The 21,412-nt window shown below is 59.1% G+C and carries 21 protein-coding genes; 10 read left to right on the top strand and 11 right to left on the bottom strand.

Annotated elements, in window-relative coordinates; translation table 11 throughout:
• The first annotated feature begins 122 nt into the window (after positions 1 to 122).
• The 7 genes from ACR0DX_RS15805 (at position 123) to ACR0DX_RS15775 (ending at position 6,884) form a co-directional block, all read left to right on the top strand.
• Positions 123 to 2,411 carry a glycoside hydrolase family 9 protein gene (locus tag ACR0DX_RS15805; RefSeq protein ID WP_170355799.1) on the top strand — a complete coding sequence of 763 codons (2,289 nt, stop codon included), beginning with the start codon at positions 123 to 125 and terminating at the stop codon, positions 2,409 to 2,411.
• Between the two features lie 135 nt (positions 2,412 to 2,546).
• Positions 2,547 to 2,981 (top strand): hypothetical protein, encoded by a 435-nt coding sequence (locus tag ACR0DX_RS15800; protein WP_170355800.1) that lies wholly within the window; start codon positions 2,547 to 2,549, stop codon positions 2,979 to 2,981.
• Entirely contained in the window at positions 2,978 to 3,643 is a 666-nt protein-coding gene (locus tag ACR0DX_RS15795) for a MotA/TolQ/ExbB proton channel family protein (RefSeq protein WP_170355801.1), read from the top strand. Before ACR0DX_RS15800 ends, ACR0DX_RS15795 begins: the two co-directional genes overlap by 4 nt.
• Complete coding sequence (locus tag ACR0DX_RS15790) at positions 3,636 to 4,001, top strand: biopolymer transporter ExbD (protein WP_480846672.1); 366 nt, start codon at positions 3,636 to 3,638, stop codon at positions 3,999 to 4,001. Before ACR0DX_RS15795 ends, ACR0DX_RS15790 begins: the two co-directional genes overlap by 8 nt.
• On the top strand, positions 3,998 to 4,375 hold the full coding sequence (locus ACR0DX_RS15785; RefSeq protein WP_480846670.1) for an ExbD/TolR family protein: 378 nt from the start codon (positions 3,998 to 4,000) through the stop codon (positions 4,373 to 4,375). The genes ACR0DX_RS15790 and ACR0DX_RS15785 overlap by 4 nt, the downstream gene beginning before the upstream one ends.
• The gene (locus ACR0DX_RS15780; protein WP_480846667.1) at positions 4,372 to 5,535 is read left to right on the top strand and encodes a TonB family protein; all 1,164 of its coding nucleotides are present in this window, start codon (positions 4,372 to 4,374) and stop codon (positions 5,533 to 5,535) included. The genes ACR0DX_RS15785 and ACR0DX_RS15780 overlap by 4 nt, the downstream gene beginning before the upstream one ends.
• A gap of 341 nt (positions 5,536 to 5,876) precedes the next feature.
• The gene (locus ACR0DX_RS15775) at positions 5,877 to 6,884 is read left to right on the top strand and encodes a porin (RefSeq protein WP_170355807.1); all 1,008 of its coding nucleotides are present in this window, start codon (positions 5,877 to 5,879) and stop codon (positions 6,882 to 6,884) included.
• A 51-nt stretch (positions 6,885 to 6,935) separates the two neighbouring features.
• Here ACR0DX_RS15775 and ACR0DX_RS15770 read toward each other — a convergent pair whose 3' ends face one another.
• From ACR0DX_RS15770 to ACR0DX_RS15750, 5 genes are read right to left on the bottom strand one after another with little or no spacing between them, the layout of a single operon-like run.
• Positions 6,936 to 7,478 carry a DUF3833 domain-containing protein gene (locus tag ACR0DX_RS15770; RefSeq protein ID WP_170355810.1) on the bottom strand — a complete coding sequence of 181 codons (543 nt, stop codon included), beginning with the start codon at positions 7,476 to 7,478 and terminating at the stop codon, positions 6,936 to 6,938.
• Positions 7,475 to 8,092 (bottom strand): DUF3833 domain-containing protein, encoded by a 618-nt coding sequence (locus ACR0DX_RS15765; RefSeq protein WP_170355811.1) that lies wholly within the window; start codon positions 8,090 to 8,092, stop codon positions 7,475 to 7,477. Before ACR0DX_RS15765 ends, ACR0DX_RS15770 begins: the two co-directional genes overlap by 4 nt.
• Positions 8,089 to 9,312, bottom strand: coding sequence for an MFS transporter (locus tag ACR0DX_RS15760; RefSeq protein WP_170355813.1), 1,224 nt, complete (start codon positions 9,310 to 9,312; stop codon positions 8,089 to 8,091). The genes ACR0DX_RS15765 and ACR0DX_RS15760 overlap by 4 nt, the downstream gene beginning before the upstream one ends.
• Positions 9,312 to 9,848, bottom strand: a complete 537-nt coding sequence (locus ACR0DX_RS15755; protein WP_170355815.1) for a chalcone isomerase family protein — start codon at positions 9,846 to 9,848, stop codon at positions 9,312 to 9,314. The genes ACR0DX_RS15760 and ACR0DX_RS15755 overlap by 1 nt, the downstream gene beginning before the upstream one ends.
• Positions 9,811 to 11,133 carry an FAD-dependent oxidoreductase gene (locus ACR0DX_RS15750; protein WP_170355816.1) on the bottom strand — a complete coding sequence of 441 codons (1,323 nt, stop codon included), beginning with the start codon at positions 11,131 to 11,133 and terminating at the stop codon, positions 9,811 to 9,813. The genes ACR0DX_RS15755 and ACR0DX_RS15750 overlap by 38 nt, the downstream gene beginning before the upstream one ends.
• Positions 11,134 to 11,322: 189 nt before the next feature.
• Between ACR0DX_RS15750 and ACR0DX_RS15745 the strand changes: the two genes are divergently transcribed.
• Positions 11,323 to 12,048: an SDR family NAD(P)-dependent oxidoreductase gene (locus tag ACR0DX_RS15745; RefSeq protein WP_170355818.1), complete on the top strand. Its 726-nt coding sequence runs from the start codon at positions 11,323 to 11,325 to the stop codon at positions 12,046 to 12,048.
• Positions 12,049 to 12,063: 15 nt separating this feature from the next.
• On the opposite strand, the gene ACR0DX_RS15740 is transcribed toward ACR0DX_RS15745, so the two are convergent.
• Complete coding sequence (locus tag ACR0DX_RS15740; RefSeq protein WP_170355820.1) at positions 12,064 to 13,716, bottom strand: Y-family DNA polymerase; 1,653 nt, start codon at positions 13,714 to 13,716, stop codon at positions 12,064 to 12,066.
• A 61-nt stretch (positions 13,717 to 13,777) separates the two neighbouring features.
• Positions 13,778 to 14,065: an I78 family peptidase inhibitor gene (locus ACR0DX_RS15735; RefSeq protein ID WP_170355822.1), complete on the bottom strand. Its 288-nt coding sequence runs from the start codon at positions 14,063 to 14,065 to the stop codon at positions 13,778 to 13,780.
• Positions 14,066 to 14,194: 129 nt separating this feature from the next.
• Here ACR0DX_RS15735 and ACR0DX_RS15730 point away from each other — a divergent pair, with 129 nt between their 5' ends.
• Positions 14,195 to 15,307, top strand: a complete 1,113-nt coding sequence (locus ACR0DX_RS15730; protein WP_170355824.1) for an S-(hydroxymethyl)glutathione dehydrogenase/class III alcohol dehydrogenase — start codon at positions 14,195 to 14,197, stop codon at positions 15,305 to 15,307.
• Between the two features lie 52 nt (positions 15,308 to 15,359).
• Here ACR0DX_RS15730 and ACR0DX_RS15725 read toward each other — a convergent pair whose 3' ends face one another.
• From ACR0DX_RS15725 to ACR0DX_RS15715, 3 genes are all read right to left on the bottom strand, one after another.
• Positions 15,360 to 16,298, bottom strand: a complete 939-nt coding sequence (locus tag ACR0DX_RS15725; RefSeq protein ID WP_170355825.1) for a DMT family transporter — start codon at positions 16,296 to 16,298, stop codon at positions 15,360 to 15,362.
• Positions 16,299 to 16,432: 134 nt separating this feature from the next.
• Complete coding sequence (locus ACR0DX_RS15720; RefSeq protein WP_170355827.1) at positions 16,433 to 16,846, bottom strand: group III truncated hemoglobin; 414 nt, start codon at positions 16,844 to 16,846, stop codon at positions 16,433 to 16,435.
• Positions 16,847 to 16,894: 48 nt separating this feature from the next.
• A complete protein-coding gene (locus ACR0DX_RS15715) occupies positions 16,895 to 19,813 on the bottom strand; it encodes an error-prone DNA polymerase (RefSeq protein WP_170355829.1) in 2,919 nt (972 codons plus the stop codon).
• A gap of 110 nt (positions 19,814 to 19,923) precedes the next feature.
• Between ACR0DX_RS15715 and ACR0DX_RS15710 the strand changes: the two genes are divergently transcribed.
• The gene (locus ACR0DX_RS15710; RefSeq protein ID WP_170355831.1) at positions 19,924 to 20,388 is read left to right on the top strand and encodes a DUF1203 domain-containing protein; all 465 of its coding nucleotides are present in this window, start codon (positions 19,924 to 19,926) and stop codon (positions 20,386 to 20,388) included.
• A gap of 11 nt (positions 20,389 to 20,399) precedes the next feature.
• Here the strand turns inward: ACR0DX_RS15710 and ACR0DX_RS15705 are convergent, their stop codons facing one another.
• The gene (locus ACR0DX_RS15705) at positions 20,400 to 21,332 is read right to left on the bottom strand and encodes an ABC transporter ATP-binding protein (protein WP_170356051.1); all 933 of its coding nucleotides are present in this window, start codon (positions 21,330 to 21,332) and stop codon (positions 20,400 to 20,402) included.
• Positions 21,333 to 21,412 lie beyond the last annotated feature (80 nt).

Genomic DNA, 21,412 nt, shown 5'->3' with positions numbered 1-21,412 from the left:
AATCTGTTGAAGTGACCGCTAGTGACCGAGTTGTATGGTCGCCGGACCCAACAAAGGATTTCGGTTCGGTTGGGAAGTTGAATGGTCGTTCAGGGAACTTCTCGGGGAATGAGAGTGCGACCATGCCTCAACTTTTCACAAGTTGGGCCAAAGTCGAGAAGGGCAGCCGCTTGGGCGGGTTTCGTCTGGGCAAAGAAGACCATCAAAAGCACGCTTTGGCTGATGAGGCCGATCAGTGGCAAGTGACCGTCGACGGTACAGCCGTGCAGGTGACCGCGCTGTACCGCAAATCTACACCTGTTCAGACGATGGCAGTCGCAAACGGACGTTTCGAAAGCACGAAAAGGCATGTTGTAACCTTCGAACTGGATCAAGACATTCCCGAAGGTGCGGTCGTTGCCATCAAGGGGCCGTCTGTAAAAAGGAGCGAACACCGCCGAGAAAAAAACCCGTTCAGCGAAGCGATCCACGTTTGTCACGCCGGATATCCTCTGACCGGGCCAAAGAAGGCATATGTCGGTGCGTGGTGGGGTCAGGACCAGAACGGCCGGGCCGGAAACACGGATGGCGCAGTATCAGAGGACACGGTTTGGCGCCTTACGTCCACCCAAGACGGGGCCGAAGCGATGTCAGGTCGTTTGCGACTTGTGAAACCTGGGGCCGAGCCGCATCGGAAAGACCTTAATTTCAATGGCTGCGATATATATGAGGCTGACTTTTCTGACCTGAATCTCGAGGGAGATTTTCATCTTCATGTCGACGGGTTGGGTCGGTCTTTTCCTTTCCCTGTATCACTCGCACCTTACGACAAAGCCCTGCGACTGGCTGCCCGCTGGTACTATTACCAGAGATCCGGTTGTGAAATTGCGGAACCATTCGGCGAGGGGATATCGCGGCCGCGCGACGGCCACCCCGACGATGGGCTCAGAATATGGCAAACGGACGTTAAACTGGGCGTTACAAGCGAGGGCTACGGAAAAGCGCGCGTTTTTGAATTGCTGTCCGAGTATGTGCAGGGGACAGGAGGTACCGACGCCGCGCCCGAACTGTCGACGATGTCGACCAATCCAAGCGCATGGGGTGGATGGCATGACGCGGGTGACTGGGATCGCCGCGTGCAGCACATGGATGTGGTCTTTCACATGGCCGAACTTGTCGAGGCTCATGATCACTGTCGAACTCTGGACCTGAATCTGCCTGAAAGCGGCAAACCTTTCGCGCATCCGGCCGTGAAGGCCAAAAAGAACGCGCAGGATATCGGAGATGGTCAAACCGTCCTGCCTGATCTGATCCACGAGGCACTTTGGGGCGCGTCTTTGTGGCGTCGCACACAGCACGAGGATGGTGCGATCATAGGGGGCGTCGAGTATTCCAGAAGCGGGATATTTGGATCGGTTTCATGGAACCCGGTGCAGAAAATCTATGCCTATGGACCCGAGGTCTGGGCCGCTTATCGGTTCGTCTTCGGCGCAGCCAAGCTGGGGCATGTGATCAAGAACACCTGCGCAGACCAGGTGCTGGGCGATGCGATCATTGCCGAAGCCCTGTTGGCGTGGAATTGGGCGGAACAGCAACCCGTGCCGGACATGGACGAAGCTGATGAGACGGCCGTTTTGTCGAAAAGCAGGGTCGCCGAGGCTCGTGTCGCTGCCGCGGCGGCTTTGTATCGGGCGACCGGTAACAAACAGGCGCGCGCCGCGTATGAAGCTCATAACCCGTTTGCCCCGCAGGCTGATACGCCTGTGGACGGCGTTCGATTGGGTGTCTATCCCTACAGCAATACCGAATATATGAAGGCCGCCAAAGAAGGCAGGCCCGTAAACAGCAAGGTGTATTCCGCGATCGGTCGCTGGATAAAATCGCGCGCTTTAAAAGGCGAAAGAATGGGGCGGGATTTCGGGTTGCACACGACGGCCACGTACCCTTGGGGCCGGGGTTGGATGCGTTTTGGTCCCGGCTCGAACTGGAGAGCCGGGCAGTTTGCCATGTACGGTGCGTTGGTAGAGGACGTGCCGCAGGATTTGCTAGACAAGGCTGCGGAAGGCATGTGGTTCGGGCTGGGCTGCAATCCCGCCAATGTCAGTTTTGTGCAAGGTATGGGGCATCGCGATTTTTCGGACCCTTTGATGACCGACCGGCGTGGAACGGCCACGATTCCCGGCCAGATCAGCTTTGGAGTAGCCGGAGGCAAGATGCACAAATGGGAGCAGAGAAAGACACAAGGGTCGATTTACCCTTCTCTCCAGGATGACTGGCCGATTTACAATCAGATCTTCGAAAGTCGCAGTATCGCCGTGACAGCGGAACATGACATGAAGGCGAACGCGATGGAATGGTTGGTTGCCTGTGCATTCGCCACGCGTCGACCCTCTGATGAGGCGTCGAGAAATGGTGACACTACAACCGAATAGGCGCAGGTCTGCCACGAAATTCACAAAGCCGTCTGCTGCTCTTTTACCGGCTTGCGGTGTTCGCTATGTGTAGCGGATCGCCAGTCAAGTGTCGTCAGTCTTCGATGTCCACTTTGAACAATCGGGAGCACGTAAATGCCGTTTCTCCGTCCGGCCCTTGTGGCTTTGATCTTCTGTAGCTTGCCGTTCGCGTCTGCCGCGCAGTCTCAGGACAGTGGGCCGGGGAATTTGCAGATTGAATTGAATGCCTTGCAGGATGTCGAACAGGGCTGTCGTATGAACTTCCTGGTCGAAAACAAAACCGGTGTCGACATAGAAGACGCCAGTTTCGAAACGGTTATCTTCGACACATCCGGCAGTCTGATCACCCTGACGCTGTACCCTTTTCGCGAACTGCCCGTGGATCGCCCTCGGTTACGGCGATTTGACCTGCGCGACGTAAGCTGCGCGTCCATCGGACAAGTGCTGATCAACGGTGCAAAGAAATGCTCGGTCGAAGGCGCAGACAGTCCGATCTGCATTGAGGCACTGAAGCTGAGTACCCGCACAGACGTGGAGCTTCTGGGATGAGCCCGATTGACGCGCTGCGCGAAATCCTGAACCTTGGCGGGCCGGTTGTTGCGATCCTGATTGCCATGTCCGTCGTGACCCTTGCGGTGACGCTCTATAAGGTCTGGCAGTTCACCGTGTCAGGTGTTGGACGGCACCGGGTGTTGTCGCAGGCATTGGCCGCCTGGGATGATGGCGACATGCAGACGGCGCGCGCGCGGCTGGCCAAAAGCCGCAGCTATCTGGCACCGCTGGTCGAAGTGGCCATGGATGCGCCGGATGCACCAGGGCTGGACCAACGTCTGGATGCCGAAGCCGGGCTGGCGCTGGCCGGGCTTGAACGCGGCTTTCGCCTGTTGGACACGGTGGCGCAGTTGGCCCCGCTGCTGGGTTTGTTCGGGACTGTTCTGGGTATGATCGAGGCGTTTCAAAGCCTGCAATCCGCTGGCTCGTCTGTTGATCCGTCACTTTTGGCGGGCGGAATTTGGGTGGCTCTGATCACGACTGCCGTAGGGTTGGCCGTGGCTATGCCGACCTCAATGGTCCTGTCTTGGTTCGAAAGCCGGACGGCACGTGAAAGAGTATTCGCCGACAAGGCGCTGCGCACGATCCTTGTGCCTGGGCAAGCGATACCGCTCGCCGCTACTGACCAACCCATGGAAACCGCACCGGGACATGCGTAACAAGGCGCCCTTTGTCAGACGACCGCTGTCGATGACGCCGCTCATCGACGTGATCTTTCTTCTGCTGCTGTTCTTCATGCTCACGTCGACCTTTTCGAAATACGCCGAAATCGAGCTGAGTAACGCGACCGGCGGCGGCACTCCCTCTGATACCCCGACCGAACGGTTTTTTGTTCAACTCGGGCCCGAGACGCTGACTTTGAACGGTGCTGACATTACGTTTGATGATCTGACGGCGCAGGTCGAAACCGGCCAGATTCTGATCAGTTTGGGCGAGGCGACCACCTCGCAGCGGTTGGTGGACCTTTTGGTCCGGCTCAGGGGGCGCGAAGGTCTCAGCGTTTTGGTGCTGGAATGATCCGCTCAATCCGTCCCCGCCGCAAACGCGACTCCACGATCGCTCTGATCAATGTCGTCTTTCTGATGTTGATCTTCTTTCTGATCGCCGGAACGGTTGCGGTGCCGCTGGATCCGGATCTTCAGCTTGTGGATACGTCCAAATTGGATGGGCGCGAACCGCCCGATGCTTTGGTAATGCACAGTGACGGCAGCCTGAGTTTTCGCGGAACAGAGATTGAGCCCGAAGCCTATATGCAAGGTCGAGAGCCCGGCCCGGTGCGGATCGTCCCCGATCGCGAGGCGCTGGGCGCGCGTCTGGTCGAAGTTACGGGGACATTGCGTCGTCTTGGGGCAACATCTGTATTCGTGGTGACCCAAAAGGCGTTGGAATGATCCGGGGGTCCATTTTCATCGCGGTTGTCGCCGTGCTGGTGTCATTGCTTCTGCATTTCATGGGGCTTGCTTTTACGACGCCAAATCTGGTTCAGGATGCTGGCACTTCGGACGCGCAAGATACGGTTGAACTGGGCAACAGTTTCGAAGACCTTGCCGAACCCGCATCAGAACCGGAAGAGCCGGAGCCTGTCCCCGAGCCCGAGCCGCCAGCCGAAGAAGAAGTGGTCGAAGAACTGCCAGAGGAACCTGAAGTGCCGGTCAGCGAGGCGCTTGTCGCCTCGGAAAATCCTCAGCAGACCTTCTCGCCGGATGTTGGTGAGGCCGAAGTTGTGCAGCCCGTAGAAACCGAGCTAGTCGAACCGGATGTGGCTGAGACCGAAGATACATCTGAAGGCGAAGAAGCCGCGAGCGATGAAATTGAAGAAACTCCGCCCGTGGAAACAGCAGAGGTGGTTGAGATACCCGAAGGCGATCCGGACGTTTTGCCCGAGGAACTTGAGGCCCCCGCCCAAACGCCGCCCGTGACACCTGATGTCGAAGAACTGGCAGCGCTTCCTGAACCCGAAGCTGAACCTGTGCCCGAAATTTCCGTCGTGCCGGTTGTCCCGCTTGAAGATGAAGCGGTCGATCCCGTTCTGCCCGAAGCAACCGCCGAGCCGGAAGAGACCGAGGCGGATTCGGAACTGGCTGTTCAGTCCTCGATCCGGCCACAACGGCCCGAACGCAAGCCGATACCCCGACGGCAGGGCGCAAGTAATGGCGCGCGGGATTTCAGTGATCTGAGGTTCCCTTCGCAAGAGATCGAGTCGCCCTTATCCACCTATCGGCGCAGCGGGGTCGATAACTTCACCCGAGGCAACAGTGGCACTCGGTCTGGTGGGCGGGGGCCCGGGAATTCGGACACCACCAACTACGCGGGCGAGGTTCTGGTCCATTTGAACCGCGCCCCGGTCGTCTTTGTCTCGGCGCGCGGCTTTGCGCAGGTTTTCTTCCGGATCAACCCTGACGGATCACTGGCCTTTGTCGATGTGGTGGACAGTTCCGGCTCGCCCGAAGTCGACCGCGCTGCCCGCGCGCAAGTTCGCGCCGCCGAGCCTTTCCCTCTGCCACCCGGGGGAACCAGCCGCAGTTTGTCGTTCTTTTACACCAGCAATTGACCACCATCGGACATGCAGATCGTTTTATCTGCACTCAAAAATTTGGGTTTTGAATTTACCTTTATTTTCAATGCGACAGTCCGGCGCTTGCCCGTTTCAAGGCCCACCGCCACTTTTGTTGATCACACCTTTGTAATGTTTCTGGTGAATCCCCGAATGGTTCTTAAATAAACGCTACCCCCCTGCGGCGGGATCAACGATCAGTGCAAAGATGCAACAGACTCCATTGCGCTGACAAAAAAACGCAAGATACATATTGCGTAATTTCTGTAAATCTAAGAATGGAAGCTCAAGTCGCAATTGCGCGGCTGTCCTCCTCTCGAAATTTATGGAATCACACCATGAAAAAACTCCTCATCGCATCGACCGCGCTGATCGCAACCGCAAGCGTTGCTGCCGCGGAAGTTAAATTCAGCGGCTACGGTCGTTTTGGTATTGGCTACGAAGAAGATCGTTCTGCACAAACCACAACCACGACCGCCGGCGGCGCCGTCAACGTGAACAATCCTTCGACCGACAATACCATTCTGGTGTCGCGTTTCCGCCTGAACATCGACGCCAATGTCGAAACCGACAGCGGTGTCGAATTCCAGGGCCGCGTTCGTTTGCAGGCCGACGACGACTCGTCCACCGGTGAACAGAACGAAGCTGGTCTGAACGGCGCCCGTTTCTCGGTCATCTACGGCGGCTTGCGTGTTGACGCGGGCAACGTCTCGGGTTCGTTCGACAACCTGGATGACTATTTCGGCAACGAACCCGGCCTGGAAGAATTCCTTGGCCAGTACGTTGGCGTTAACTACTCGTTCCTCGAGTACAGCTCGACCGGTTCCGGTGCAAACGCGGTATTCTTCCGTTACACCGTCGGTGATTTCGCGTTCTCGGCCTCGTATGATCAGGACACTCAATTCCTGGGCGCGGGTCAGACTGACGATCGCGATCGCTGGGACGTAAGCGGTTCGTACACATTCAACAACATCACCGCGTCGCTGGCCTATGGTGAGACCGACGAAGGCGCTGGCGTTGAAAAAGAAAGCCTGGCCGTTCTGACCATCGGCGCAGAACTGGGCGATTTCTACGGCACCCTGTTCCTGGCAGACGACGACGTTGCTGACGATGCCGAAAACGGCACTGCCTATGGTCTGTCGGCATCTTACAACGTTGGCGCAGCAACCACCCTGCAGTTCGTTTACGGTGACGGCAATGCGGATGACGATACGCGCAACATCGGTGTTGGTGCCATCTACGACCTGGGCAACGGTGCGACCCTGCGTGGCGCTGTTGGCGAGATCAAAGACGGTGACGAAGACGGCCGCATCCGCGCTGACTTTGGTGCTCAGTTCAACTTCTAAGTTGATCTGAACCATACAGACTATTGGGCGGGTCCTTAGATCCGCCCTTTTTCATTTCTTTTCAAAGAACAGAATGACTTCGCCCAACCGCACGCCGTAACGCGAAACATAAGCGCGGTTCAGCAACCGGTCATCCGACAACAGCCACATCCAATCGTCGAAGTTCACGCGCATTGTGCCTTCTTTTATGGGCAGGTCGATTTTGTATTTCCAGTTGAACGTATCCCCACGCTCGACACCCGAGGCGGTGCCAAGCACACCCGGAGCGGTTCCTGTCCACGTATCTTCACCTGTTTTGGTCAGAGTCCAGATCCGCTGTTCCGTGGCACCATCGTCATAAACAAAATCTTCGACAAGCGTCAGCGTTTTGCCGTCCCATGTGCCGTCTATATCCACAGTAAACCGTCGCGGTACATTGCCCAGAACGTCTTGGAACTGCCCATAGGCTACGGTTTCGCCCTCAAAGAACTCTTCCAGATTCAATTGCCGGTCTGACAGGAACGTCTTTGGAACGCGCGGCTTGGCCGAACAAGATGCTAAAGCCACAATCCCCACGATCGCCAGAGCTGAGACAGTAAGCCGCCGGATCATCATTGCAGCGGCCTCATGTCGCTGTCTGCATCATATCCGTTCGCCCCGTTCAGATGCGCGGTCTTGACCTCGGGCGCAGGGCGCATCGTGGCAACCAGTTCGGCAACCTTTATTCCGAACTTGCGCATCTCGGATCGGTTCATGATCACACCGTTTTCGGTCAGATACATCCAATCGGTCACGTCCAGAGTATGCCCGCCTGAATCTTGCGGCAAAATGATCCGGTACTTCAACTTGACAGTAGACCCCGAGATCGTGCCTTGACCCTCGCCCACGATGTCATCTGCAGTGGCGGTAAATGTGTTGCCAGTGCCAAGTGTCAGATACCATTTGCGGGTCATCTGCTTGCCGTTGGAATAGGTGAAATACTCGGCCAGTGTACCGGTGTTTCCGTCCCATTCGCCAACCATACGGGCAACAAAGCTGTTGGTCATCTTGCCGTTGGGTCCATAGATCAACCCCTCGGACAGGATTTCCCCGTTTAGGTTCTGTTTCATGTTAAAGGCAGGGCCTGTGCTTGCGTAGTCCGCAGGTACCTGTGAGCGAAAGCTCAGGAACCTCCGCTTTGCAATGATCACCAAAAGGATGGCGGCAAGAAGGATGGCAACAAGTGTCATTTGGAAGTGACCTCCGTTGGCAACGTCAGAACCATTCCGAACGCGCCGAGTTTCAGGATGCAGGGCAGCACTGCGTAGGCGAGGTTGAGCGTATTCAGAGCCTCGGCCGAGTTTGCTTGTCCCGGAGCGAATCCGCTGCGTTCGAGCAGCGGCAAAGTGAAGAAGGCGGCCAATGCAAGGCCCAGTTTGCCCGCAAATGACCAGATGCCAAACGCCGCGGATGCGTTCAGGCCAGCGCGCGTCAGTACGACCGAGAACATCGCTGGCAACACGACCATATCCGCGCCCAATGCGGCACCAGATGCAATACAGATCACCGCGAACCCAGTCAGGTTCCCCGCCGACAGAGTGGCGGCACCGATGAAGCCTGCGATCGAAAGGGGCATGGCGATTATCAGAGTCTGTTTCGGGCCAATTCGGTTGCTTAGGCGTGCCCAAAGCGGAACGCTTGCCCCGGCGCTGAGGAAAAACAGGATCAATAACGGCCCGGCTTTTCCAGCCAATTGCAGACGATCTTCAACGAAGAACAAAAACAAGGTTGACGTGATGGCCACAGGCAAACTGTTCACCAGCGCCAAAGCCAACAGACGCAGCGCACCTGCCTGACCCAGCCCTGCAAAAGATAACCCGTCGCCGGTTATCGGCGTACGCAGCCAAATGGGGTACGTCACCGCGCATGTCAGCATCGCTAACAGGCCCAGGAATATGCCGAAAGCTGGATATCCCTGAGCGGCCGCTCCGAACGCCAGAAACAGAGCAGGGGCACTGGCTGCGACGACCACTCCTAACAATTGGCCGCCTTCGCGCCATGCGGCCAATGTCATCAGTTCTTTCGGATCTGTCTGTTTTGCAAGGGTGGCGCTGCGGCCATACAAAAGGATCGTGCCGAGGCTGTAGGCCGAAAACAGTAACACCAGAACAAAGACTAATGCTGCGATACTTGCGCCTTCGGGCAAGTTAAAGAGGATCGGAAAGCCAACGGCCAATCCCAGTGCAGCCATTGCTGCAAATACAAGTTGGGCCTTGGGCCAACGGTCGATGGCCCAGCCGATCAAAGGATCCTGCACCAAATCGACCAACCGGATCACCAGCAGGACAGTACCGATTACGCCCAGTCCGATACCAAGATTGACGGCGGCGAAACGCGGCAGATGAATATAAAGCGGGATACCCGCTGCCGCGAGCATCAGCGCATAGAGGCTGACCCGCGGATACAGCATTATTGTCCCCGCAACTTCTGCGAGAAGGAGGCTGAGCGCGTGTTTTCACCCAAGAAAACAGACATGAAACTGCGCTTGATGCCCAGATAGGACATCGTGCAGGTCTTGGCTCCATTCAGCCAGAAAGATACGCGATCTGGTCCATCTGATACGGCCAGGTATCGGTCGCCTTTCTTCACGGCCTTGAAGCAGGTTTCAAGCTGATCGCGCACTGGGGCCGGGCTGCCGATGCGCTCCATCTCATCCAGTGTCGAATTGATCAGCGCCTTTTTCGTCACGTTGCGGCGGTATTGAAGTTCAAGGGCAAAGTCCTGCCCCCAATCAAACGACGCACCGCGCTGTGTGAACAGCTGCGCATTATACAAAGGCAACCCCAAGTACCGGTAGGTTGCCGTGCCATGCAGTTGAGGGTTGTCCAGCGTGTTAAGGCCCGGTGAGGCTGCAAGCCCGCCAGGGGCCAGCAGCAACACCGAAATCAACGCCGCGCGGAAGCCACCCTTAGGCAGGGATGGCCGGGCCTTTTGCAAGAGTGTCATTTTCAGCTCCGAGGGTTTGCGGGGTGCCGTTCAGCTGCGCAACAACATGCATCGCGCTGGCAATCCCGTCTTCGTGAAAGCCGTGCCTGTTATAGGCGCCGGCAAACCAGGTTCGGTTCTGTCCCTGCATCTCGCGGATTTGCCCTTGTGCTTTCAGGGCTGCTTTGTCGAATACCGGGTGGGCAAATTCGACCTGATCATAGATTTTATCCGCAGGAATTTCTGATGAAGCATTCAGCGACACGAAAAGGGGGTCACTGTCCGGAATATTCTGAAGCCGGTTCATCCAGTAGGTTACGCCAACATTTCCAGCCTGCGACCGATAGGTCCAACTGGACCAGCAGGCGCGTCGCCGTGGCATCTGGCGTTCGTCGCAATGCAGAATCGCTGTATTGGGCTGATACCGGATTGCGCCAAGTGCCGCGCGCTCGGCTTCGGTCGCGGCATCGCCCAGAATGGCCAGCGATTGATCGGAATGCGTGGCGAGGATAATCTCGTCGAACTGATCCGCGTGACCTTGGCTGTGGACCGTAACACCCACATCGTCGCGTTTCACGTGATCAACCGGTGCAGCCAATCGGATATCACATCCGCGCGCGCGCAGGGCGGCATCGATGCGACGCACATATTCGATGCTACCGCCTTTGACGGAATACCATTGATGCTGCTTCGCGCGTCCACTGGCCAGCAGAGCGTGGTTTCGGAAGAATTGCACCAGCGAGCGGGCCGGGAACTGATCCACGAACTCAACTGGGGTCGACCAGATCGCGCCACACATGGGCATCAGATAGTTGTGGCGGAACCAATGGCCCAGGCGTAGCTGATCCACCAACTCTCCGATTGTGGTGTCATCGTCTTGGGCGGCCTCTGGGGCCTCTTTTCCGAACCGCAGGATGTCGGCGATCATTTTGTAATAGGCGGGACGGGCCAAGTTGCGTTTCTGCGCCGTCAGTGTACGCAGGTTGTTCAGCCCGTATTCGATGCGGCCATTGTCAATGGTGGCGCCAAAGCTCATTTCCGACTTGATGACCGGAACGTTCAATTCGTCAAATAGCGCGGTCAGGTAGGGATAAGTCGCATAGTTGAAGACGATGAACCCGGTATCCACAGGTTGATCGCCGTTCTTTCCGGCCATAACCGTGCGCGCGTGGCCGCCCAGTCGGGGTTCGGCCTCAAAGACGGTTACGTCGTTGTTTTCTGACAGGTAGTAAGCTGCGGAGAGACCCGAGATGCCTGCGCCAATGACTGCGATTTTTTTCCGGCCGCCCCGGGATTCGTCGAACATTCAAGCCTCGTTATGTAACGTATTACAATAAGATACGCAGAATAGGCGGGGGTGGATCAATCGGATTAGGTGTTTTTCTTGAATGCACTATGTTCTGACCTCGGGTTACAGAAGACCTGGCGGATCTGCTTTTGATCCAGCGCCCCGTCGCGGTCGTAAAAGAAACACAACATATGAAACGGTCGCGGAATGAGCAGCTTTGACGGAAAAACCTATTGGATCATTGGTGCCAGCGAAGGTCTGGGGCGGGCTTTGGCCCAAGCTCTCAGCCGTCAGGGCGCGCATCTGATCTTATCCGCGCGCAATGCCGACCGTCTGGCCGAGATGTGTGAAACTTTGCCCAACGCTCGCGCAATCCCTATGGATGTGACTGATCTGGATTCGGTTCGCGCCGCGGTGGCCGGGGCGGGCGCGGTGGATGGTCTGGTTTATAACGCCGGGGCCTATGATCCCATGCGCAGTGGCGATTGGGATACGGAAACCGCGCTGAGGATGGTCGATGTGAATTATCTGGGGGCCATGCGGGTGTTGGGAGAAACCGTGCCCGGTTTCGTCAAGGCCGGACAGGGTGAGATCACGCTTATCGGGTCTCTGGCCGGATACCATGGGTTGCCTGCTGCAATTGGCTATGGGGCCAGCAAAGCCGCGCTGGTGTCTCTTGCGGAGACGATGCGGCATGATTTGGCTGGAACTGGTGTGACTGTGCGGATCGTCAATCCGGGCTTCATCAAGACCCGCCTGACCGAGAAGAACAGCTTCAAGATGCCCATGCTGATGACGCCCGAGGATGCAGCAAATCGCGTGGCCAAAGCGATGGGGCGTCGCCGGTTTCGCACCGATTTTCCCGCGCCGTTTTCGTGGGTGATCCGGCTGATCGATTACCTGCCGGATTGGTTAGTATATCGCGGGAAATAGATCCTAATTAGGCATTTATCCAAACTGACCGTGGCAAAACCAGCCCGCCGACATGGTGCCTCCGTGGCCATAAAACAGCCACAGCCGTTCGCCCTGTTCGGTCACAACCACCCAGTAATCGCGCACACCACTGCGCCAGTTGGGGTCATCCAGCCACCATTCGGGTGCGATCCGTTCCGGCCCCGTCGCCTGCGCCAACTGCCAGTCTCGCCCGCGCCAGCGGAAGGTGCTGGGCACGTCCGGGGTATCGGGGGCCGTTACCGGCTCGGGCTGCCACATCTGCAAGGGGCGCGGGCGCGGCGGCGCGGGCCAGTCGGACGCGGGCTCCGACCACGCAGCGGCCAGCACCTGTGCGGTTTTCTCGGGGATATGCGAGGCCGCCGGGTGCCGCCTTGTGATCGCCTCCAACCCGACCCGCGCGCCCAGCTTGGCCGTAAGGTCTTCGACGGCGGTGTTGCCGTCCAACCGGTTGCGGGCGACGCGGCGCGCCTCGGCATGGCCGGCCATGGTACGGGCGTGTAGGGGTTCCGTCTGCACCGCCTCAAGCCGCAGCATGTCGATGCCATAGCCCGCGTCGATCTGGTCAATTTTCATCTCTAACAAAGGCCGAATACGGTGTTTGTCATGGGTTGGGCGGGCCAGTCCGACCTCGATAACCTCGGCGGCCTGATCGGCGCGATGAGCTTCCAGCCGTAGGGTGCGTACCCCGCGCGCTTTCTCCTCTAGCTTGGTGCAGAGCGTTGGCAGAACGCGGTCGATGGCGGCCATCACATCCTCGGTCAGGCCGATCGGGTTGGGTAGGGTCATCCGCACCGCAAAGTGATGCGGCGGGCGGGCGGGGGAGACCGGCTCGGGCGCGCTGCCCATCGCCTGATCCAGCCGTAGCACCAGCCCCCGCCCAAATCGCCGCGCCAGCGAGGCACGCGGCTGCCCCAACAGATCGCCGATCCGGCGCAGACCCAGACGGTTCAGCTGTGCGACCACCTGATCCTCAAGCCGCAGTGCCGCGATGGGCAGGGGGCTGAGCGCGCCATAGGATTGCCCCGGCGCTGCGATCCGCGCGCCGCCGCCCAAGGCGACCACCTGCGGCGCGGCCCCGCCCTTGGTCCAGTGCCGCCGTTTGACGGCACGGGCGCGGGTGGCGCGGGCCTCTTGGCTGATGGCGTCGCCATTGCGGTCGGAGGTGGCCTCTTGCCCCGCATAACGCGCCAGCGCCCAGGCCGCGCCCAACGTGTCGGCGATGCCCATCTGCACGCTGAGCCCCATATCTGCGCAGTCGGTTTCGATCACGTTCAACAACGCTTCTTCCCCGCCGAAGAGATGCGCGCAGCCTGACAGATCCACGATCAGGCCGTCGGGGGCTTCTTCGGCAACCCATGGGCTGAACTTGCCTACCCACCGACGCAGGGCGGTCAGAAACGCAGCCTCGGCCGGGGCGTTGCGGGGGCGTGTCACCAGATTGGCGCACATGGCATGGGCATCGCGCACTGGTTGGCCCACGCGCAACCCGACGGTCTGCGCCGTGGCGTTCAGCGATGTGATCACCTGCATGTTCGACTGCTCGGTCACCACAGCCAAAGGCCCATCCTGCAGCCCCCGCGCAGCGCGGATCAGCCGTTCAGCCCCCAGACGAGGAAACCAGAGCGAGAGTATTCGGCGTTTTGGCATCGGCAGACATCAAGATGTTCTTATTTTGTTCTTACCGTAGAATCGTCTGCCGAGTCCACGCCTAGCCGCAGGTCAGGCGCTGAATGATCCCGGTCTCATCTACAAACACATTCAGCCGGTCGATCCGGTAATCTTGCGTAGCAATGCCGTCGGGCCCCAGAACGCGGGACCGTTCAGGCAATTGGGCCTGAATGGTCGAGACAGGTTGACCAATGGAATTGGCAAAGGGCTCACCCAGACAAAACGCCAGATCAACCGGCGCAGGTTCGGGCGACAGGGGCGCGTCCTCGGGCGCGGGTGTCTGGGTGCAGGCGATCAGCAAGGCCAGCGTGGGGATAAAACGGTACATTGGCGTTCCTTTTTCCGGCAATGTCGTTTCTGCAATATCAGATGTTTAACAAACCTGTCACCAAAGCGCAGTTGAAAACCTCCTGCGATTGCCGCAGGGTCGGGGCAAAGAAGACAGGGAGACAACGATATGCGTACCCGTGCCGCCGTCGCCGTTCAGGCGGGCAAACCTTTGGAAGTGATGGATGTGAACCTTGAAGGCCCCAAAGCGGGTGAGGTTCTGGTGGAAATCAAGGCCACCGGCATCTGCCACACCGATGAATTCACCCTGTCGGGTGCCGACCCTGAGGGGCTGTTCCCCGCGATTCTGGGCCATGAAGGCGCAGGCGTCGTGGTTGAGGTCGGCCCAGGCGTCACCAGCCTGAAGCCAGGCGACCACGTGATCCCGCTTTACACCCCCGAATGCCGCGAGTGTGAATACTGTCTGCATCCCAAGACCAACCTGTGTCAGGCGATCCGTGAAACGCAGGGACAGGGCCTGATGCCTGATGGCACCTCGCGCTTTTCGACTCTGGATGGCGATCCGATCCTGCACTACATGGGCTGCTCGACCTTCGCCAACCACACGGTTCTGCCCGAGATCGCGCTGGCCAAGGTGCGTGAGGACGCGCCCTTCGACAAGATTTGCTATATCGGCTGCGGTGTGACCACCGGTATCGGCGCTGTCATAAACACTGCCAAGGTGGAAATCGGCAGCCGTGCCATCGTATTCGGTCTGGGCGGCATTGGTCTGAACGTGATTCAGGGCCTGCGTCTGGCTGGGGCCGATCAGATTGTTGGCGTTGACCTGAACCCGGCCAAGGTCGAGATGGCGACCAAGTTCGGTATGACCGATTTTGTGAATCCGGCCGAGGTTGAAGGCGATCTGGTTCCTTATCTGGTCAACCTGACCAAAGGCGGCGGCGATTACACCTTTGACGCCACCGGCAATGTGGGCGTAATGCGCGCTGCGCTGGAGTCGGCGCATAAGGGCTGGGGTGAGTCGATCATCATCGGCGTGGCACCTGCGGGGGCCGAGATCTCGACCCGTCCGTTCCAGCTGGTCACGGGCCGCTCGTGGCGCGGGACGGCCTTTGGTGGCGCGCGGGGCCGGACCGATGTGCCGAAAATTGTCGACTGGTACATGGAAGGCAAGATCGAGATCGACCCGATGATCACCCACACCATGGGTCTGGACGACATCAACCACGGTTTCGACCTGATGCATAAGGGCGAAAGCATCCGCTCGGTTGTGGTCTACTAAGGCCCTGAACCTGCGATTTTGAGGACGGCGCGCTGTGAACGGCGCGCCGTTTTTATTTGCCGGGACGGCTTGCGCCTGTGTCGGACCGGGGCGAGCGGACCCTCAGAACCGGGGTATTGACCGATGAGGTGTTCGCCCGGCTTTCGCGCCAGACCACATAGACGCCTGAGGCGATGATGATGCTGGCCCCAACGGCGACCCAGCCATCGGGCCGCTCGTTGAAAAAGACCATGCCGAACAATGTAGCCCAGATGATCTGACTGTATTGGCTGGGGGCGACCACGCCTGCAGGCGCGGCGCGATAGGCAAGGATGATCAGGTGTTGGGCGATGACCGAAAACACGCCCACCAGCGCCATCATCGCCAGATGCAGCAGCGAGGGTGGTTGGTAAACAGCGGGCTGCATCAAGCTCATGACCACAATGGCCAGCAGCATCGGATAAAGGATCAGTACGGCCGAGCGTTCCTCATTCCCGATCTTGCGTACCAAAACAGACCCTAACGCGCTGGAAAACGCCGCAGTCAGGGCCGCGAGATGCCCCAGAGTGATATCCGTGGCACCGGGGCGCAGGACGATCAGAACTCCGATCAGGCCACAGCCGACGGCGGCCCAACGCTGTGCGCGCACGACTTCCCCCAGGATCGGGATCGACAGGACGGTGACGAACAGAGGGAAGGCGAATAACAGCGAGTAGACCTCGGCCAGCGGCAGCGCCGAGAAAGCGTAGAAGGCGCAGACCATGGATGTCACCATCAGGGCCGAGCGCAGCAGGACCAGCCACGGATGATGTGGTCGGAAATTGCCCGTTGTCCGGTCGGTCAGGATCGTCACCGCCATTGGCACAAAGGAAAACAGCGTTGCGAAAAAGATGATCTGCATCACCGAATAGGTGCTACCCAGCACTTTGATCAGGACATCGTGGCTTGCAAAAACGGCAAACCCCGCAAACGCATAGCCAAGCCCCCGAAGGGTGGTGTTCTGAGTGCTCATGAGGCGGCCTCGGGTGATGTGTCGGTGTAGGGGCGCAGCGCATTGGGGCTGTCGTACCCCTGAGTAAACCCATTTGGCCGACCCGCATAGCCCCTATTTTACCGCTAACATGGCAAAACCGCCATGTCCTGGGATCAACGCAGGATGGGAGGTGCGTCTTTGGGTTGGCGTGCAGATTGCACACCGGCCTTCATCCCCACGCCGATCCGGCGGGCCAGTGCGACCCACGGGATCGCGGTCTCGGGTGGCAGGGTCTGGGTGGCGACCTCTTCGAAAAGGTCCAGCCAATGGGCGAACATGTCGGGCTGCACGTCGGGCCGTTCGATATGGACCCGCTGCGGATTGCCGTCATAGCTGCGCTCATACAGGATGGCGTTGCGCCAGAAGGCGGCGATCTTTTCCTCATGCGTGGGCCAGTCTTGGACATGTGTGTTGAAGACCGGTCCCAGCACCGCGTCCTCGCGCACGCGGGCGTAAAAGGCGGCGACCTGAGCATTGATCTGATCTGGGGTCGCGGGAAAGCGCGGCGACAGCGTGGGGCGGGTCATGTTTGGTCCGTTTTCGACTCTGTTCTGGGCCGATACCCGGTTTGGGCGTCACGCAACAGGTGTGGTTTTGTCGCGCGGATCGGGCGTCAGCAGATACCGGATCAGGGCCACTGGATGCGCCTTGAGGCTGAGGCGGGTGGCCACGTAATCTTCGACTACCTGCTCGCCTAGCGTCATCTGTGGCAGATAGGCTGCGGGCTCGTCCAGCGCCTCGCCCTCCAGATCCTGCGAGAACAGCGGCAAGGGCTTCGCGGTGGCAATCGCTTTGGCCTGCCACAACGCCTCGCGCCTTGTCAGATCGCAGGCGGAGAAGGCATCGGCCTCAGCCAACCGTTCGATTACCGAGGGGCCAAGTCCGGCACGACGCCACACATCATCCACCTGATGGTAGCCATTACCGCGCGCGGCGGTCAGCCAGCTGGCATCTTCCTCGCTCAGGCCCTTGATCTGGCGGAACCCCAGCCGCAGAGCCAACCCGCCGTGACCGTCGGGTTCCATCACGTTGTCCCAGAAACTGGCATTGATACAGACGGGGCGCACCTGAACCCCATGTTCACGCGCGTCGCGCACGATCTGCGCTGGGGCATAGAACCCCATGGGCTGTGAATTCAGCAGCGCGCAGGCGAAAATCCCCGGATGGTGGCATTTGATCCAGGCCGAGGCATAGACCAGCAGCGCAAAGCTGGCCGCGTGACTTTCGGGGAAACCGTAAGAGCCGAAGCCTTCGATCTGCGAAAAACAGCGTTCGGCGAAATCCTGTTCATAGCCGTTCCGCTCCATCCCGCGCAGGAACAAGGACCGGAATTCGCTGACATTACCATGTTTCTTGAACGTCGCCAGCGACCGCCGCAGCCGGTCCGCCTGTTCGGGGGTGAAGCCCGCGCCAACGATGGCGATCTGCATGGCTTGCTCCTGAAACAGCGGCACGCCCAGTGTTTTGCCCAGCACCTCACCCAACGCGTCCGAGGGGAAGCTGACCTCCTCCTCGCCGTTCCGGCGGCGGATATAAGGATGAACCATGTCGCCCTGAATGGGGCCGGGGCGGATGATGGCGACCTCGATCACCAGATCATAGAAATTGCGCGGCCGCATCCGGGGCAGAAAGTTCATCTGCGCGCGCGATTCCACCTGAAAAACGCCGATGCTGTCGGCTTTGCACAGCATATCGTACACTGCCGGATCCTCGGGCGGCAGGGTGGCAAGGGTATAGCCAGTTTGGTGGTGCTGGGTGATCAGGTCAAACGCCTTGCGGATGCAGGTCAGCATGCCAAGGCTGAGCACATCGACCTTCAGAATACCCAGACTGTCGATATCGTCCTTGTCCCAACAGATGACCGTACGGTCCTCCATGGTGGCGTTTTCTATGGGGACAAGTTCGTCCAACCGCCCCTCGGTGATGATAAAGCCGCCGACGTGTTGCGACAGGTGGCGGGGGAAGCCGTCGATCTCATAAACCAATGATAGAGTCTGTTTCAGGCGGCGATCTTCGGGATCAAGGCCGATTTCGCGCATTCGTTCAGACTCGAGCCCCTTGGCCGAGAAGAAGCCCCAGAGCTGTGATGAGAGCGCCGAGATCGTGTCTTCGGTCAGGCCCATCGCTCGCCCGACCTCGCGGATGGCGCGCTTGCCGCGATAATGGATCACGGTGGCGCAGAGGCCCGCGCGGTGGCGGCCATAGCGGTCATAGATGTGCTGAATCACCTCTTCGCGGCGTTCATGTTCGAAATCCACGTCTATGTCGGGCGGTTCGTCCCGCGCCTCGGAGACGAAGCGTTCGAACACCATCGTGCCCAGTTCGGGGCTGACCTCGGTGATGCCGAGGCAGTAGCAGACGACGGAATTGGCGGCTGATCCGCGCCCCTGACACAGGATATCGCGGGATCGGGCAAAGGTGACGATGTCACGGACGGTCAGGAAATAGGGTTCATATTTCAGCTTGCCGATCAGGGTCAGTTCATGCGCCAGCATCTTTTTGGCTTTTTCCGAGGCTCCTGCCGGATACCGCCATTTCAGCCCCTCATGCGCCAAACGGTGCAGGCGTTGGGTCGGGGTTTCCTGTTCGCTGCCCTCGCTGGGGTATTCATAGCGCAGCTCATCCAGCGAGAATGTCAGCTGTTCGCTGAACATATGGGCGCGGGTGACGGCCCCTTCATGGCCTTTGAAAATGCGCAACATCTCGGCCTTGGACCGCAGGCGCTGTTCCCCATTGGCCAGAGCGTCCCGGCCCAGATCATCGACCTTGCGGCGCAGGCGGATGGCGGTCAGCACATCACCCAGCTTGCGCCGCGCGCCGTGATGCATCAGTGGCGCAGCACTGGCGAGGGTGGGCAGGCCGAGTTGCTGCGATTCAGTCTCTAATAAAGAAAAATAGGCGTTATCAGCCCCGTCATACCGGGGATGCATCAGCAAATGCATCCGCCCACCAAAGCGGCGCGTCAGCTGTTGCGCCTGTGTCCGCCATGCGTCCGCGCCGCCCGGCGACCGGGTTGCCTGTGGCCAGAGCAGCAGGTGCAGACCGTCGGAAAACTCCAGCAGGTCGGACAGGTGCAGGGTGCAATCGCCTTTCTCGGCGCGCAGGCGGCCCGCGGACAGGATACGACACAGATTGCCCCAGCCCTGCCGGTTCAGGGGCAGGGCGGTGACGGTGGGCGCGTCGGTGAAGATTAGCCGGGCTGCCGGGATCAGGCGTGGCACGGCGTGGATCGGGTAGGAGGGCGGTTTGGGGATGTGATCGGGGCAGGGCGGGCCGATGGGCGTGTTCTGCCCTTCCCATTCCACACGTTCGCGCACCTTTCGGGTGATCTCGCGCGCCTGGGTATGGGCACGCACGATCCCGGCGACCGAGTTGTCATCGGCAATCGCGATGGCGGGCAGACCAAGTGTGACGGCACGCTGCATATACTCCTCGGGGTGCGAGGCCCCGGTGAGAAAGGTGAAGTTCGATGTGATCGACAATTCGGCATACATGGCGATTCCACATTATATTCACCTTTTGTTCTTTTTCGAGTCCTTTGCGCAGGAAACGGGTCGCTTGCAGTGTTCCCTCTGGGCAGGGTGGCAGAAAAAGGAGACCCGAGATGTTCAAGATCACAGCATTGCCCACCCCCCAAGTCCGCGCGCTTCAGGCCGGAGGGCCGGACGCATATGGCGCCTCGCCCGAGCGCGCCGTTTCCGAAGGTGCGGGCAATCCATGCCGCCATTGCCTGCAGAACATTCCGGAAGGAAAAGAGATGCTGATATTGGCGCATCGCCCTTTTTTAGAGACACAACCCTACGCGGAAACGGGTCCGATCTTTCTGTGTGCCGCCCCGTGTGAACAGTATGAAGGGGATGAGATGCCCGAGATTCTGACCACCTCTCCCGACTATCTGATCAAAGGGTATGGGTTGGATGATCGGATCGCCTATGGCACCGGAGAGATTACGCCCACAGATCGGATCGGCGCAAAGATCAGTGATATCTTTGCTCGTCCCGATGTGGCCTATATCCACATCCGGTCCGCGCGGAACAACTGTTATCAGGCGCGGGTAGATCGAGTCTAACGGTCAAATTCTTATCCGCGTGCAGATGTCAGGGCGAGGAACACATCCTCGAGGTCTGCCTCTTCGGTACGGACGTCGCGAATACGGATGCCTGCGGTGCGGACCGATTCCAGAACTTGTTCGGCGCTGGTCGCAGCGCTGCGATATTGCAGCACCAGGCTGCCATCGTCACGCAGAGTGGCCTCGACCCCTTGCGTTGTTGGCAGTTCGGTCACCGGGCTGTCCGGAGCAATGACCATTGTCCGGCTGTCCATGCGACTCAGCAGGTTGGAGGTGCTGTCCTGCGCGATCTTTTCTCCGTGGTTGATGATCGCGATCTCGTCACACATTTCTTGCGCTTCTTCCAGGTAATGCGTGGTCAGGATGATCGTCATGCCCTGTTCGTTCAGCTTGCGCACATTGGTCCAGAGCATCTGACGCAGTTCGATGTCCACGCCCGCCGTGGGTTCATCCAGGACCAGAATGCGGGGATGATGCACAAGAGCCTTCGCCAACAGCAGCCGCCTACGCATACCCCCAGACAGAGTGCGCGCATATGCTTCGGCCTTGTCGCCAAGGCCGACCAGTTCCAGAATCTCGTCGCTGCGGCGCTGGGCCTTGGGGACGCCATAAAGACCGGCCTGAACCTCTAAAGCGCCACGCGGGGTGAAGAACGGATCGAGGTTCAGCTCTTGCGGCATTACGCCAATTGCTGCACGGGACTGGCGCGGATTTTTATCCTGATCAAACCCGCCGATAGAGACCGTTCCGGCCGATTTAACCACCAGCCCGGCAAGAATGTTGATCAATGTCGATTTCCCGGCCCCGTTTGGCCCCAGCAATCCAAAGACCGACCCGCGCGGGACCGTCAGGTCAACGCCTTTTAGCGCGTGTTTCTCGGGCTGTGCCTTGCTGCCGCGATAGGTCTTGTGCAGACCTTCGATCCTGATTGCCGCATCGCTCATGTGGCTCTTGCCCCCGGTTTGCTCATCGCTCATAAACGCACCTAATACATGCCCGCGAGGCCGACAACCGAAGAAGGATC

It is taken from the genome of Ruegeria sp. D3 (assembly GCF_056534465.1).
This window is presented reverse-complemented; position numbering and strand designations above follow the sequence as displayed.